The sequence below is a fragment of the Burkholderia contaminans genome, assembly GCF_029633825.1.
GTDB classification, from domain to species: Bacteria; Pseudomonadota; Gammaproteobacteria; order Burkholderiales; family Burkholderiaceae; genus Burkholderia; species Burkholderia contaminans.
The window spans coordinates 1,378,114-1,393,073 of record NZ_CP090642.1 but is presented as its reverse complement, the minus strand read 5'-3'; the positions used below and the strand labels follow the sequence as shown (position 1 = coordinate 1,393,073).

At 70.1% G+C, this 14,960-nt stretch carries 12 protein-coding genes and 1 pseudogene; 10 read left to right on the top strand and 3 right to left on the bottom strand.

All coding sequences use genetic code 11. The features are described 5' to 3' along the window. Positions 1-112: 112 nt before the first annotated feature. From LXE91_RS38370 to LXE91_RS38335, 8 genes and pseudogenes are all read left to right on the top strand, one after another. The gene (locus LXE91_RS38370) at positions 113-628 is read left to right on the top strand and encodes a hypothetical protein (protein WP_039341287.1); all 516 of its coding nucleotides are present in this window, start codon (positions 113-115) and stop codon (positions 626-628) included. A 155-nt stretch (positions 629-783) separates the two neighbouring features. Then, positions 784-1,566: an SDR family oxidoreductase gene (locus tag LXE91_RS38365; RefSeq protein WP_046196858.1), complete on the top strand. Its 783-nt coding sequence runs from the start codon at positions 784-786 to the stop codon at positions 1,564-1,566. Then, positions 1,557-2,168, top strand: coding sequence for a D-glycero-alpha-D-manno-heptose-1,7-bisphosphate 7-phosphatase (locus tag LXE91_RS38360; RefSeq protein ID WP_039341284.1), 612 nt, complete (start codon positions 1,557-1,559; stop codon positions 2,166-2,168). The genes LXE91_RS38365 and LXE91_RS38360 overlap by 10 nt, the downstream gene beginning before the upstream one ends. Beyond that, positions 2,165-3,366 (top strand): annotated as a pseudogene (locus LXE91_RS38355) (glycosyltransferase family 9 protein). The gene LXE91_RS38360 and the pseudogene LXE91_RS38355 overlap by 4 nt, the downstream one beginning before the upstream one ends. Positions 3,367-3,369: 3 nt before the next feature. Further along, positions 3,370-5,115, top strand: a complete 1,746-nt coding sequence (locus LXE91_RS38350) for a carbamoyltransferase family protein (RefSeq protein ID WP_039341278.1) — start codon at positions 3,370-3,372, stop codon at positions 5,113-5,115. Continuing rightward, positions 5,112-6,113, top strand: a complete 1,002-nt coding sequence (locus LXE91_RS38345) for a glycosyltransferase family 2 protein (protein WP_039341272.1) — start codon at positions 5,112-5,114, stop codon at positions 6,111-6,113. Before LXE91_RS38350 ends, LXE91_RS38345 begins: the two co-directional genes overlap by 4 nt. Continuing rightward, positions 6,110-7,195 (top strand): glycosyltransferase family 9 protein, encoded by a 1,086-nt coding sequence (locus tag LXE91_RS38340; RefSeq protein ID WP_039341269.1) that lies wholly within the window; start codon positions 6,110-6,112, stop codon positions 7,193-7,195. Before LXE91_RS38345 ends, LXE91_RS38340 begins: the two co-directional genes overlap by 4 nt. After that, complete coding sequence (locus LXE91_RS38335; protein WP_039341266.1) at positions 7,185-8,135, top strand: glycosyltransferase; 951 nt, start codon at positions 7,185-7,187, stop codon at positions 8,133-8,135. The genes LXE91_RS38340 and LXE91_RS38335 overlap by 11 nt, the downstream gene beginning before the upstream one ends. A 22-nt stretch (positions 8,136-8,157) precedes the next feature. Here the strand turns inward: LXE91_RS38335 and LXE91_RS38330 are convergent, their stop codons facing one another. After that, the gene (locus tag LXE91_RS38330; RefSeq protein WP_039341260.1) at positions 8,158-9,180 is read right to left on the bottom strand and encodes a sigma-54 interaction domain-containing protein; all 1,023 of its coding nucleotides are present in this window, start codon (positions 9,178-9,180) and stop codon (positions 8,158-8,160) included. 339 nt (positions 9,181-9,519) lie between these two features. Here LXE91_RS38330 and LXE91_RS38325 point away from each other — a divergent pair, with 339 nt between their 5' ends. Further along, complete coding sequence (locus tag LXE91_RS38325) at positions 9,520-10,887, top strand: sigma-54-dependent transcriptional regulator (protein WP_046196859.1); 1,368 nt, start codon at positions 9,520-9,522, stop codon at positions 10,885-10,887. A gap of 14 nt (positions 10,888-10,901) precedes the next feature. Here the strand turns inward: LXE91_RS38325 and LXE91_RS38320 are convergent, their stop codons facing one another. Both LXE91_RS38320 and LXE91_RS38315 read right to left on the bottom strand, forming a co-directional pair. Then, positions 10,902-11,825, bottom strand: a complete 924-nt coding sequence (locus LXE91_RS38320) for a glycosyltransferase family 2 protein (RefSeq protein ID WP_039371360.1) — start codon at positions 11,823-11,825, stop codon at positions 10,902-10,904. Beyond that, entirely contained in the window at positions 11,804-12,514 is a 711-nt protein-coding gene (locus LXE91_RS38315; RefSeq protein ID WP_039371358.1) for a PIG-L deacetylase family protein, read from the bottom strand. Before LXE91_RS38315 ends, LXE91_RS38320 begins: the two co-directional genes overlap by 22 nt. Positions 12,515-12,627: 113 nt before the next feature. Between LXE91_RS38315 and LXE91_RS38310 the strand changes: the two genes are divergently transcribed. Continuing rightward, on the top strand, positions 12,628-14,943 hold the full coding sequence (locus tag LXE91_RS38310) for a hybrid sensor histidine kinase/response regulator (protein WP_039371355.1): 2,316 nt from the start codon (positions 12,628-12,630) through the stop codon (positions 14,941-14,943). Positions 14,944-14,960 lie beyond the last annotated feature (17 nt).

The window sequence follows — 14,960 nt, the reverse complement described above, 5'->3', positions numbered from 1 at the left end:
TCGACCGCGCGCGCCGTCGCGGCCGGTTTCCCTGCCGACCCGACCCAGCCCGCCGCAACGGCCGACCTGATCGCGGCGTTGCGCGCACGCGCGCTTTCCTCTGGAGAATCCCATGCCGAACCCGACACCCGAAGCGCTGACCGGCCGCCGCGGCGGTAGCGCGTTTGTGGACCGCGCCGTCGCCGTCGCCGCGGTCGAACTGCTCCTGCCGAGCCTGTCGGCCGCGCTGCAGAGCGACTTCGTCGGCGACAGCGGCTGCCTGCACATCGTGATCATGGATCCCGCGCTCGGGCCGCACGACGCGCCGTTCGAGGACGCGATTCTGTACGAGTTCTCGTTGCCCGACCCGAAGGACTGGGATGCCGACTACCGGGCGTATGCGCGCGCGAAGGCGCGGCTGTCGTGGGAAACGGGCCGCGACGGCCACGTCGTGCAGGCGCTGGAGCCGTACCGGCTGCGCGCGGGCGATACGAACCTGTGGGGCGGCGTCGCGCTCGGCGGGATCGTGGTCGGCGTGTCGGGCGCGCAACCGTGGTTCGACGAGGCATTCGCGGGCTGCATCGCGCATTGCCTGCGTGCGCTCGCGAAGCGCCGCGCGCAGGCGACGCCGGACGCGCTGGCGATCTGAGCGCGGCCGGCCTGGGCGGTTTTTACAGCAGCTTATAAAAAAGCCGGCGCGCGCGTGCCGGCGCGCGAGGCGGCACGGGCACAGGCATGCCGGCACGGTTCTCGCTGTATCTCCTGCATCGACGCTTGTCGCGACAAGCGTCACAGCCAGTCCGGATGCGTCCGGACGATCGCAAGGAGGTGCAGGTGAACGACGTCAAACACGAATCCGCCGGAGCGCCGCTCGCCGGCCGCGTCGCGCTGGTGACCGGCGGCGGCCGTGGGCTCGGCGAGGCCATTTGCGAAGACCTGGCGCGGCACGGTGCGCACGTGATCGTCGCCGATCTCGACGGCGACCGCGCGGCCGCCGTCGCGCAGCGGCTCGAACGGCACGGCGGGCAGGCGGTCGGCCGGCCGCTCGACGTGCGCGACGAGGCGTCCGTGCTGCAGGTCGTGCACGACGCGCGGGAAGCGCTCGGCGATCTCGACGTGATCGTCAACAACGCGGCGATCGACGTGACCGCGCCGATCGACGACGTGAGCGTCGACGCGTGGCGGCAGGTGCTGATGACGAACCTGCTCGGCCCCTACCTGATGTGCCACGCCGCCGTGCCGATGATGAAGGCGCGCGGCACCGGGCATATCGTCAACATCGCGTCGACCGCGTCGAAGCGCGCCTGGCCGAATGCGTCCGCCTATCACGCGACGAAGTGGGGGCTGCTCGGCCTGTCGCATGCGCTGCATGCCGAACTGCGGCCGGCCGGCGTGAGCGTGTCGGCGATCGTCGCGGGCGGGATGCGCACGCCGTTCCTGCTCGACCGCTTCCCGGACATCGACGCGGACACGCTGCAGCCGGCCGAGAACGTCGCGGCCGCCGTGCGCTTCGTGCTGACGCAGCCCCCCGGCACCGTGGTGCCGGAAGTGATGGTGCTGCCGATGAAGGAGACGTCATGGCCGTGAAGCGCGAACGGCGGCTGCCGGGCGCCGTGCTGATCGACAAGGACGGCACGTTGCTCGACGACGTGCCCTACAACGTCGATCCGGCGCGGATGCGGCTCGCGCCGGGCGCGGCGCGCGCACTGCGCACGCTCGGTGCGACCGGCATGCCGATCGTGGTCGTTTCGAACCAGCCTGGCGTCGCGCTCGGCCGCTTTACCGAAAACGAGCTTGGCGCGGTCCGCCGGCGTCTCGCCGAACTGTTCGAAGCGAACGGCGCGACGCTGGCGGATTTTTTTTACTGCCCGCATCATCCGCGCGGCAGCGTGCCGGCTTATACGGTCGACTGCGTCTGCCGCAAGCCGCGCCCCGGCATGTTGCATCGTGCGCTGGCCATGCTGGGCGCCGTGCCCGAATGGAGCTGGATGATCGGCGACATCCTCGACGACGTCGCGGCCGGGCGCGCCGCGCATTGCCGCACGATCCTCGTCGACTGTGGGCACGAGACCGAATGGCGCACCGACGCCGCGCGCACGCCGCACCATGTCGTCGATCGCGTCGACCTCGCAGCCGACATCGTCGTGCGCGAAGCCGTGCGGCGGCACGGCACGTGGGTGAGGCGATGAACGCCGCGTGGCGCCGTGCGCGGCGCATCCTCTGCGTGCGGCTCGACAGTGTGGGCGACGTGCTGATGACGACGCCCGCGTTGCGCGCGCTGAAGGAAAGCGGCGAGGGTCGCCGGCTCACGCTGCTGACGTCGCGCACGGGCGCCGCGCTGGCGGCGCACCTGCCGATGGTCGACGACGTGTGGACCTACGATGCGCCATGGGTCAAGCACCCCGACGCGCGCGGCGACCCGGTCGCCGATCTCGACATGATCGACCGGCTGCTGGCCGGCCGTTTCGACGCGGCCGTGATCTTCACCGTCTATAGCCAGAACCCGCTGCCCGCCGCCATGATGTGCTGGCTCGCGGGCATTCCTTTGCGGCTCGCGCATTGCCGCGAGAAGCCGTATGAACTCCTCACCGACCGCGTGCCGGAAAGCGAACCGGAGTCGCACGTGCGGCACGAGGTGGCGCGCCAGCTTGCGCTCGTGCGCGCGGTCGGCGCCACGACGTCGAACTGGCGGATGGCGTTCGAGCCGGGCGATGCGGCGCGGCATGCGGTCACTGCGCGGTTGGGGGCCACGTTGCAGCGCATCGGCGGCCTGCGCCGGCCGGGCGCGCCATCGGCGCGCTGGCTCGTCGTTCATCCGGGGCGAGCGCGGCGTCGCGCCGCTGGCCGGCCGAGCGCTTCGGCGAGGTGGCCGCGAGCGTCGCGCCGCTGTTCGACGGCATCGCGGTGACGGGTAGCGACAGCGAGCGCGGGCTGGTCGACGCGGTGTGCGCCCGCGCGGGCCCGCGCGCGGTGCCGTTGGCGGGCGCGCTGTCGCTCGGCGAACTCGGCGCGCTGATCGAGACGGCCGACCTGCTGCTGTCGAACAATTCCGGCCCGGTGCATCTCGCGGCCGCGCTCGGCACGCCGGTGGTCGATCTCTATGCGCTGACCAATCCGCAGCACACGCCCTGGCGGGTGCCGCACCGGGTGCTGAACGTCGACGTGCCATGCCGCAACTGCTATCGCAGCGTGTGCGATCAACCCGGCCATCCGTGCCTGCGCGAGGTGAGCGTCGACGATGCCGTCGCAGCCGTGCACGCGCTGCTGCGCGGCCGCATGCGCCATGCGCGGCGGGCGGCCGTGCGGGCCGCCATGCAGTGCGACGGACCGGTCGAGGCAAGCACCTCGAACGTGATTCCGTTCGCACCCGCCATCACGAGGAGCTGACGCATGACCGAACCGATCCATACGCTCGGCATCAACGCCGCCTTTCACGACAGCGCCGCGTGCCTCGTGCGCGACGGCGTCGTGATCGCGGCCGCCGAGGACGAGCGCTTCACGCACGTGAAGCACGCGAAGCGCCCGGTACCGTTCTCGACGTGGGAGCTGCCCTACCATGCGATCGACTACTGTCTCGCGGAAGCCGGCATCGTGCTCGCGGACGTCGACCACGTCGCGTATTCATACGATCCATGGTTCGAGCTCGATCGCGAAGCGGCCGAGCCGTCGCTGACCTTGCCGCTTGCGCCGTCGGCCCACGCGCCGCGCAACGGCGGCGCGTCGCCATGGCATCCGCTGTTCCTGTCGTCGATCGTGAATGCGCCGCGCCAGCTCGCGGGCGGTGCGCCGCACCACCTGCAGCGGCGTTTTCGCGGCGTCACGCACGACGGCCCGTTCCGCTGGCATTTCGTCGAGCACCATCTCGCGCACGAGGCGAGCGCATTTCTGGCGGCGCCTTTCGAGCGGTGCGCGGTGATGACGATGGACGGGCGCGGCGAGCGTGCGACGACCAGCTACGGCGCGTTCGACGGCCGCTCGTACCGGCGGCTCGGCCAGGTGAACCTGCCGCATTCGCTCGGGTTGCTGTACGAACGCGTGACGCGCTACCTCGGCTTCCTGCACTCGTCCGACGAATACAAGGTGATGGCGCTCGCGTCGTACGGCAAGCCGGTGTTCGCCGACGCGATGCGCGAGCTGGTGCGCTACGACGGCGCCGGGCGCTACGCGATCCTCGACGGCGACCTCGTCGCGCTGTTCGGCCCGCCGCGCGAACGCGGCGGCCCGATCGAGCCGCATCACTGCGATATCGCGCATGCGTTGCAGCTCGTGCTGGAGGAAACGACGTTGCAGGCCGTCGACTGGCTGGCCGCCGCCACCGGCGAGCGGCAGCTCGCCATGGCGGGCGGCGTCGCGCTGAATTGCGTGATGAACGCGAAGATCCGCGATCGCGGCCCGTTCGACGACGTGTGGGTGCAGCCCGCCGCCGGCGACGCCGGCACCGCGCTCGGCGCGGCGCTGTGGACCGACTTCCGGATGCGCGGCGAGCGCGGCGCATGGCGGATGGACCATGCGTATCTCGGGCCGTCCTACGGCGACGACGCGATCGAGGCGTTCCTGAAGGACGCCCAGCTGCCGTACCGGCGGCTGGCCGACGTCGCCGCGCAAACGGCCGCGCTGCTCGCGGCGAACCGCGTGATCGGCTGGTTCCAGGGGCGCATGGAGTTCGGCCCGCGCGCGCTCGGCGCACGCTCGATCCTTGCGTCGCCCACCGACCCGGACATGCAGCACAAGCTCAACAAGATCAAGGATCGGGAAGACTTTCGCCCGGTCGCGCCGGTCGTGCTCGAAAGCAAGGCGCATCACTGGTTCCGCGGCGGACGGCGCACGCCGCTGCGCGCGCCGTTCATGCTGTTCGTGTACGACGTCGCGCCCGGCGCCGAAGCGACGATTCCGGCCGTGCGCCATATCGACGGCACCGCGCGCGTGCAGACCGTCGACGAAGCGCAGCATCCGCTGCTGCACGCGTTGCTGACGGAGTTCGACGCGCTCACCGGCGTACCGGTGCTCGTCAACACGTCGTTCAATACCCGCGGCGAACCGATCGTCTGCACGCCGCGCGACGCGCTCGAATGCTTCTGGACCTCGCCGCTCGACGCGCTCGTGATCGGTTCGTTCCTGCTGGAGAAACCGAGATGAACGCGCGCGACACGCAACGGCCGCCGGTCGTGTCGGTCGTCGTGCCGACCTACCGGCGGCCCGACCTGCTCGAGCGCTGCCTCGACGCGCTGTGCGCGCAGGTGTTCGACCCCACCGCCTACGAGATCGTCGTGGTCGACGACGACGCCGCCGGCAGCGCGCGGCCCGTCGTCGAGCGGTGCCGTGCGCGCGTGACCGACGTGCCGGCGATCCGCTACATGACCGCGCCCGCCACGCAGGGGCCGGCCGGTGCGCGCAACGTCGGCTGGCGCAGCGCGTGCGGCGCGTTGATCGCGTTCACCGACGACGACACGATTCCCGATCCGGCGTGGCTGCGCCACGGTACGGCCGCGTTGCTGGCCGAACCGGCCGCGTCCGCTGCCGCGGGCCGCATCGACGTGCCGTTGCGGCCGCTGCCGACCGACTACGAACGCGACGCGGCCGGCCTCGCGCATGCGGAATTCGCGACCGCGAACTGCTTCGTGCGGCGCGCGGCGCTCGAACGTGTCGGCGGCTTCGACGAACGCTTCACGCGCGCATGGCGCGAGGACGCGGACCTGATGTTCGCGTTGCGCGAACACTTCGGGCCGATCGTCGACGCCGACGCGGCGCGCATCGTGCATCCGGTACGCCCCGCACGTTGGGGCGCGAGCATCGGCCAGCAGTCGAAGGTCTATTTCGACGCGCTGCTGTACAAGAAGCACCGCGCGACCTACCGCCGCCATATCCGGCCGGCGCCGCCGTGGCACTACTACGCGGCGGTGCTCGCCGCGGTCGGCGCGATCGTGTGCTTCGCGGCCGGGTGGCCGGCGCCGGGCGCGGCATGCGTGGCGGTCTGGGGCGTGATTACCGCGGCGTTCTGCGTGAAGCGCTTGCGCGGCACGCAGCTCACGCCGTCGCACGTTGCCGAGATGATCGTCACGTCCATCGCGATTCCGCCCGTGTCGCTGTACTGGCGCATGCGCGGCGCGCTTCATTTCAGGGTCCTGTTCCTATGACGACCGAACCTGCCGATTTCGAGCGCGTGCCGCGCCCGGCGCGCATCGCGGTGTTCCGTGCACTGCAGCTCGGCGACATGCTGTGCGCGGTGCCTGCGTTGCGTGCGCTGCGGCGCGGCGAACCCGACGCGCGGATCACGCTGATCGGGCTGCCGTGGGCGCGTGAGTTTGCTTCGCGCTTCTCGGACTACATCGACGGTTTCATCGCGTTTCCCGGTGCGCCGGGGCTCGGCGAACAACCGGTGCCCGATGCAGCCGCCCGTGAAGCGTTCGTCGCCGAGTGCCGTGCGCGGGATTTCGATCTTGCAATCCAGCTGCACGGCAGCGGCACGTGCACCAACGCGATCGTCGCATCGCTCGGGGCGACGCGCACGGCCGGTTTCGTGCCGGTCGACGGTGGCGCGACCCGGCTCGACCATACGCTCGTGTGGCGGGACGACGAGCCGGAAGTCACGCGTTACCTGGCGCTGATGCGCGCGCTCGGCTATGCGGATTGCGGCGACTACCTCGAATTTCCGCTTGGCGGCCTGGATTATGCGCTGTGGCACGTGCTGTGCGACGAGCATGCGCTCGATCCGGAGCGCTACGTGATCGTGCATCCCGGTGCGCGGATGGCGTCGCGTCGCTGGCCGGTCGATCGCTTCGCGCTCGCCGCCCGGCAGCTCGCCGACGACGGCTGGCAGATCGTGTTGACCGGCACGCGCGCGGAACTGGCGCTGGCCGATGCGTTTGCCGAGCATCTCGCGCGGCCCTGCGTGAACCTGTGCGGCCGCACGCCGCTCGGCGCGCTTGCCGCGCTGATCGGACGCGCACGGCTGCTGCTGTGCAACGACACGGGCGTGTCGCACGTCGCGGCGGCGCTCGGCACGCCGAGCGTGGTCGTCGCGTGCGGCAGCGACACGGCCCGCTGGGCGCCGCTCGACGGCGCGCGCCATCGTGTACTCGCGAACTATCCGGCGTGCCGGCCGTGCATGTTCGACACGTGCCCGTACGGGCACGAATGCGCGATGGCGATCGGCGTCGGCGACGTGATCGAGCGGGCGGGCGAACTGCTTGCGGAGGAGAGGCGTCATGTCACGTAAGCGGCTGCGCGTGCTGACCTGGCACGTGCATGGCAACTACCTGTATTACCTGTCGCAGGCGCCGCACGATTTTTTCATCGTGACGAAGCCGCACGATCCGCCCGGTTATGCGGGCCGCGTCGGGCACCTGCCTTGGGGCGACAACGTGCACGAGGTGCCGGCGGAGTGCGTGCGCGACACTGCATTCGACTGCGTGCTGTACCAGCATCAGCGCCATTACGAGCACGACCGCATGTTCCTGCTGAGCGATGACCAGCGTGCGTTGCCGACCCTGTTCGTCGAGCACGATCCGCCGCGCGGGCATCCGACCGATACGCTGCATCCGGTGCAGGATCCGAACGTCCTGCTGGTGCACGTGACGCCGTTCAACGCGCTGATGTGGGACAACGGCGTGACGCCGACGCGTGTGATCGAGCATGGCGTGCTGATGCCCGACAACGTCGAATATCGCGGGACGTTGCCGAAAGGCGTGACGGTCGTGAACAACCTGGCGCGCCGGGGCCGTCGCCTGGGCGCCGACCTGTTCGAGGCGGTGCGTCACAGCGTGCCGCTGGAGCTCGTCGGGATGGGCTCGACCGAGCTGGGCGGGATCGGCGAGGTGCCGAACCCGGCATTGCCGCACTTCCTGTCGCACTACCGGTTCTTCTTCAATCCGATCCGCTATACGAGCCTCGGGCTCGCGGTGATCGAGGCGATGATGATCGGGATGCCGATCGTCGCGCTCGCGACGACCGAGATGGCGCTGCTCGTCAGGAGCGGCCGCAACGGCATGGCCGATACGCGGCCGGCCGTGCTGGTCGATGCAATGCGCATGCTGATCCGCGATCCCGAGCTCGCACGCGAGTGGGGCGCCGCCGCGCGGCGCGACGCGTGCGAGCGCTTCGGCATCGAGCGGTTCGTGCGCGACTGGGACGCCGCGTTGCACGACGTCGCGACGTGAGTCGCACGCGTGGCGCGCGGGCTCAGGGAGCCGGAGCGTCGGGCGGGTTCGGCACGTTCGGCACGTTCGACGTGCCGGTTCCGCGAAACGCATCCCGTTCATGCTCGGGCAGGAGCGCGAGCCGGTTGTACAGCGTCTTCAGGCTGATGCCGAGCGCTTTTGCGGTGCGCGGCTTGTCGCCGTTGAAATGCCGCAGCGATGCGACGATGAAGCGCTGCTGCGTGTGCGCGAGCGTCGTGCCGATATGCAGCGTGATCGCGTTGTGACGATATTCGTCGCGCGGTGGCGCACGGCGCGGCAACTGCAGTTCGATCTGCTCGTCGGCAAGGATGAACGCGCGCTCGAGCGTATTGCGCAGCTCACGCACGTTGCCGGGCCACGTATAGGCGCGCAACGCCTTCATCGCCTGCGTGGACAGCCGCTTTCTCGTGCGGTGCCGCGCATTCAGCCGTTCGACGATCTGCAGCGCGATATCGTCGACGTCGTCCTCGCGCTGCCGGAGCGCGGGCACGTGCAGCGCGACCGTCGCGATCCGGTAGAACAGGTCTTCGCGCAGCCTCCCGCTGCGCACGGCCTCGACCGGGTCGTGATGGGTGGCGGCGACGATACGCACGTCGAGCGGGATCGATTCGTGGCCGCCGACCCGCACGATCGTGTTCGATTCGAGCGTGCGCAGCAGCTTGACCTGCAGCTCGGCCGGCATCTCGGCGATCTCGTCGAGAAACAGCGTGCCGCCGCGCGCGGCCTCGAACATGCCGACATGCTGGGCAACGGCACCGGTGAAACTGCCTTTCTCGTGGCCGAACAGATGCGATTCCGCAATGTCGTGAGGAATCGCGCCGCAATTGACGGGAACGAACGGCCCGCGGCGGCGTGGGCTCATGTCGTGCAGGAGCCGCGCGACGATGTCCTTGCCCGCGCCGCTTTCGCCGACGATCAGCACGCCGACGCGCGTCGCGGCCACGCGCGACACCTTCAACAACAAGGTCTGGATCGTACGCGAGCGGCCGAAGAGCCGCGCGCCGTCATCGACGGATTTCGACATGGTATGTGATCGAACGGGAAGATTGACCGAATGCGTCGAGACCAGGTGAAAAAATGACGTGGCATGCGTCACGTTTTTCGGTATCGAGCATACCTTTTATACCGACGGTGAGACATTGAATCTGGCAATGCGGGCCGCGCGGCCGGATAGATTTATTCGATCGACGGAAAATGAGCGACACCCTTCTTCTATACTGCTAAGCGTTGCATCCCGGGCAGGAACGCTTGTCCATCCGATCATGCGCAGCGCGTGCCGCCTCGAAGCAGGCGAATACATTGCGCTGCGCGTCCGTCGCGGTTCCGGCCATGCAGGTGTCGGGCCGCTTCACGAGGAGCTTCGATGCCCTATGTCCTGATCGTCGAAGACGATGCCGATACACGCACCATGCTCGCGACGCTCGCACGCACGCAGCAGCTGTCGTGCGATACGGCCGCGACGCTCGAAGAAGCGCGCACGCTCGTCTCGACGCATACCCCCGATCTCGTGCTGTGCGATCTCGTGCTGCCGGACGGCAACGGGATGGATCTCTTCGATGCGTTGCCGAAGCGCGCGCACTGCGAAATGGTGCTGACCACCGGCCACGCGAGCCTCGAAACCGCGATCGACGCGTTGCGGCGCGGCGCGACCGACTACCTGGTGAAGCCGCTGAACATGCAGCGGTTGAACAGCATCTTCGCGCGCGTGCCGCGCACCACCGCGCTGCATGAAGAGATCGCCGAACTGCGCTCGGAGCTGAAGCGCCTCGGCCGCTTTGGCCGCATGCTCGGCAGCTCGCCTGCGATGCAGACCGTCTACGACGCGATCGGCCGGGTCGCCCGCACCGAGGCGTCGGTATTGCTGACGGGCGAATCGGGCACCGGCAAGGAGCTGGCCGCGCAGACGGTGCACGACCTGAGCCTGCGCCGGCGCGGCCCGTTCCTCGCGGTGAACTGCGGCGCGATCGCCGCGAACCTCGTCGAGAGCGAGATGTTCGGCCACGACCGCGGCAGCTTCACGGGTGCGGAGCGCCAGCACAAGGGCTTCTTCGAACGCGCGGACGGCGGCACGCTGTTCCTCGACGAAATCACCGAGATGCCGCTCGAGTCGCAGGTCAAGCTGCTGCGCGTGCTCGAGACGGGGCGCCTCACGCGGCTCGGCTCGACGCGCGAGATCGACGTCGACGTGCGCATCGTCGCGGCAACGAACCGCGATCCGGAAGCCGCGATGGCCGACGGCAAGCTCCGGCCCGACCTGTTCCACCGGATCAACGTGTTCCCGATCCCGCTGCCGTCGCTGCGCGAGCGCGGCGACGACATCCCGATGCTCGCCGAAGCGTTCCTGCAGCGCTACAACGAGGAAAGCGGCCGCACATTGCGTTTCTCGGCGGCCGCGCGCGACGCGCTGAAGACTTATGCATGGCCCGGCAACGTGCGCGAGCTGCGCAATTTCGTGCAGCGCGCGAGCATCTTCAGCGACACCGACGTGATCGATACGCTGCCGCCGCCGATCATGGACGAACTGTCGAGCATGGTCGATTCGCATGATGATCGCGTCACGGTGCCGTTCGGCACGCCGCTCGAGGAAGTCGACCGCAAGCTGATCCTCGGCACGATCGCGCAATGCGGCGGCGTGAAGTCGCAGGCGGCGGAGGTGCTCGACGTCAGCCTGAAAACGATCTACAACCGGCTCGCGCAACTGGATGACGACGCAGGAAAACCGGATTCCTGATGATGCCGCCGCGCTCATGCTCCGTCGCACGCATCCCGACGCGCATCGCGCTCGAGCTGGCGGCGCATGCGTTCCACGTGCGGCGGGATCGCACGGCGCTCCCGCAGGATCCACGCCAGGCCCGCGAACGTGCGCGCCAGCGTGCGGTCGCGCCACAGGCGCGGCAGCAGCCGCACGGTCTGCCGCAGCGCGGCCGGGGCCGGCCACCTGAGCCAGGCCGTCCATACCGCGTTGCGGGCGGTGACGCGGCCCCGTGTGAGCGAGTCGCGCTGCGTCGACGGGTGATGATGGACCGTCAGGCACGGCGCATAGACGAGCCACTCGCCGGCGCGGTACAGGTCGAGCGCGAGCAGCGCTTCCTCGCCACCGAGAAAGTAGCGCGGATGGTAGCCGCCTGCGTTCACGAACGCATCGCGCCGGAACGCCGTCGCGCCGGCCAGCAAGCCGAGGATCGGGCGGCCGGGCAGCGTGACGGGCGCATCGAGCGGGCTGTCGGCCATCAGGCGGCAGGTCGGGTCTTCGCGCTGGTCGGCGCCGACGAGCACGCGTGCGGTGACGGCCGCGACGTGCGGATACGCGTCGAGCAGGTTCGCAGCTTGCTCGATGGAACCGGGTGCCCACCAGGTGTCGTCGTCGCAGAACGCGACGTGGCGCGTGCGGGCGACGGCGACGCCGAGGTTGCGGCCGGCCGCGCCGAGATTGGCGGGCGCATGCACGAGTATGACGTGTGGAAAGCGGTGGCGGATCAGGGCGGCGGTGTCGGCTTGCGCCGCATTGTCGACGACGACGATGGCGGGCCGGTCGGGCAGCGACGAAAGCCGCGCCAGCGTGTGCGCGAGACCGGTCGGTCGTCTGTACGTCAGCACGATGGCGGTCACGCGCGGTTCGGCCGGCGGCAGAACGGTGCGCGCGGGTGTTACGCGAACGTAACGTCGCATTCGAGCCGCCAGTATGTTTCGGGTTCACGGAGGTCGGCGCGCATATGAGGCTCGAGCAACGCAACCTGACTCGCGTAGGTGTCCACCGCGGCGTTTTTGGCGGCAATGCCTGGCGCGTGGTCGCAGGCCGGCGCGCCGTCCGGATGGGCGATCCAGCCGCGCTCGCGCCAGCCCATCACGCGAGCGGCCATCAACCCCGCGATCCGGCGGTACGGGACGTCCTCGTAGAACCGCCACTGGCGCGCCGCGTCGTGCGATGCGCGTGCGCGATCCAGCAGCGACAGCGCGGCTTGCTGCACTTGCAGATGGTCGCGGTGGAACAGGCCCGCCGGCGCGAGGACGCCGAACCCGGCATGAGCGTCGATCTCCGTCGCCACGCGCGCGGCAATCGCGGCCGATGCGGCGGGCCTGCCGTATTGATCGTCGAGAAAGTCGAGCCAGACCGGCCGCGCGTCGAGCCGGGCGAGTGCGCGACGGTCCTCGTCGCGGCGCGCGTGCATGGCTTCGTCGGCGCGATCGAAGCCCGCGCGCCGATCCCACGGCGGTGCGGGCGTATCGCGCGGCGGAATGCCGGCGAATACGGTGACGACGATCGAACCGGGTGCTGCAGCGAGCAGGCGCCCGCAACTGAAGACGGCGTCGTCCAGATGCGGCGAGATGACGAGCCAGCGTGTCGGCGCATGCGTCATGAGGTGATCTCCGTGGGTGAGTGGCCAGCCGGGCGGCGTCATGGGCCAGCAGGCATCGTGCCCGGCCGGCGTTTGCCGAGCGCGCCCGGACGCTCGACGCAGGAGCGTGCCCGATGATTGAAATGGCCCGACCGCGCGCCGGCAATTACGTCATGGCCACGATGCTGGTCGCGATCGCGACCGTGCTGCAGGCGCTCGCGATCCGCTTCGGCGGCGTGAACCTGCCGTTCGTGCTGTACTACCCGTTGCTCGCGGCCGCGGCCTGGGCGACGTCGTTCCTGTTCGGCATCGTGTCGACCGTGGTCAGCGGCGTCCTCGTGTGGACGTTGTTCCTGTCCGATCCGGCGGCCTATACGGCGCCGCTCTCGGGCCGGCTCGTCCAGCTCGGCACGTTCATGCTGGTCGGCGGGCTGGTGTGCGCGCTCGCGGCGATGCTGCGCGATACGCGGATCACGAACGATCGTGCGCGCCGGCGCGAGGCGGCCGCGCGGCAGCGGCTCGAAGCCGTGTTGCACGCACTGCCGCACGGTGTGATCGCGGCCGACGCGAACGGCCGGCTCACCTACCTCAACGCGGCCGCGGCCGAGCTCGTCGGCTGCCGGCCGGAAGACGCGGCGGGGCGACCCGCGCGCGACGTGCTGCGGATCGTCGACCACGAGGGCCGCCGCGTGCCGACGACCCCGCTCGAACGCGCGCTCGGCGGCGCCCATGCGACGTCCGACCGGCACTGGCTGCAGACGGTGGAGGGCGGCGATCCGGTACCGGTCGTCGAGGTCGCGTCGCCGCTTGGCGATACGCACGGCATCATCGACGGCGCGGTGCTGATCGTGCGCGACGCCAGCGCGGACCGCGCGCGGGTCGATGCGTCGCGTCTTCAGCAAGCGGTCGTCGACGCCTCGCCCGACGCGATCGTCGGCGTCGACGGCGAGGGCCGCATCGTCAGCTGGAACCCGGCCGCGCAGCGGATTTTCGGCTACGACGAAGACGACGCACACGGCCGTTCGCTCGAAACACTGGTCGCGATGCGCTGGCTGCGGCGCAGCCCATTCGCCGAATCTCTCGACAACCTGAGCGACGCGGTCGGGCCGTTCGAACTGCTGTGCGTGCGGCGCGACGGCCGGCGGTTTCGTGCGACCGTGTCGGCGCGCCGGTTGCGCGGCGACGCGCGCGCGACCCTCGCACTGTCGCTGACGCTGCACGAGACCGGTGCGCGGCGCCGGCATGATCTGCGCGCGAAGCGGTCGCTGCAGGGGGCGTGCGATGCGCGCGACCAGGCCGATACGTCGAACCGGTTGAAGGACGAGTTGCTGGCGACGGTGTCGCACGAACTGCGCACGCCGCTGAACGTGATCTACGGTTGGGTCGAGGTGCTGCGCAATTCGGTCGACCACGCGCTGCAGCGTCAGGCGATCGACGCGATCGACCGCAGCGCGCGCTCGCTCACGCGGATGGTCGGCGACATTCTCGATGCGTCGTCGCTCGCGACCGGCAAGCTGCGGCTCGACGCGGCGCCGGTCGACATCGCGCGACTGTTCTCCGACTCGGTCGGCACGTTCCAGACGGCTGCGTCGTCGGCCGGCGTCATGCTCGAATTCGCTTGCGGGCCCAGCACGTTCGTCGTGTCCGGCGACGCCGAGCGGTTGCGGCAGATGCTGTCGAACCTCGTGTCGAACGCGCTCAAGTTCACGCCGGGCGGCGGCAGCGTGCATGTCGGGCTGGCGCGCAGCGACACGCACGCGGTGTTGACCGTGGCCGATACGGGGCAGGGGGTCGCGCCCGAGTTCGTGCCGTACGTTTTCGACATGTTCCGTCGCGCGGACGATTCGCCCGCGTCGTCGCAGCGCGGGCTCGGCCTGGGGCTGTCGATCGTGCGGCATATCGCGGAGCTGCACGGCGGCACCGTGACGGCCGAAAGCGCGGGCCGCAATCTCGGCTCGACGTTCACGGTGCGGCTGCCGGCCGACTGGCAGCCGGCCGGCGCGATGGCGTGGGGGTTTGCGCAGGCGGGCGATCGTCCCGCGTCACTCGGGCTCGCGATGCAGCGGATCCTGATCGTCGACGACGATGCGACGACGCGCGCGAGCCTGACGGCCGCGCTGACGACGTTCGGCGCGGCCGTCACGGTCGCGTCGTCGGGCCGCGAAGCGCTCGCGATGGCCGCCGCCCTGCAGCCCACCGTCGTGCTGTCCGATCTCGCGATGCCGGATGGAGACGGCTTCTGGTTGCTCGATGCGCTCCGGCACGGCGCCGGCGACGGCGACGGCCACGGCGACACGCGGAACCTGCGCGTGCTTGCCGTCACCGCGCACGCGGGGCTGGCGGACGAGCGCCGTGCACTCGAGGCCGGCTTCGACGGCTATCTGTGCAAGCCCGTCGACGTGCGCGAACTGGCGCACAAGATCATGCACGTGACGAAGCGCGACGACTGACGGACGTCGCGCGCCGA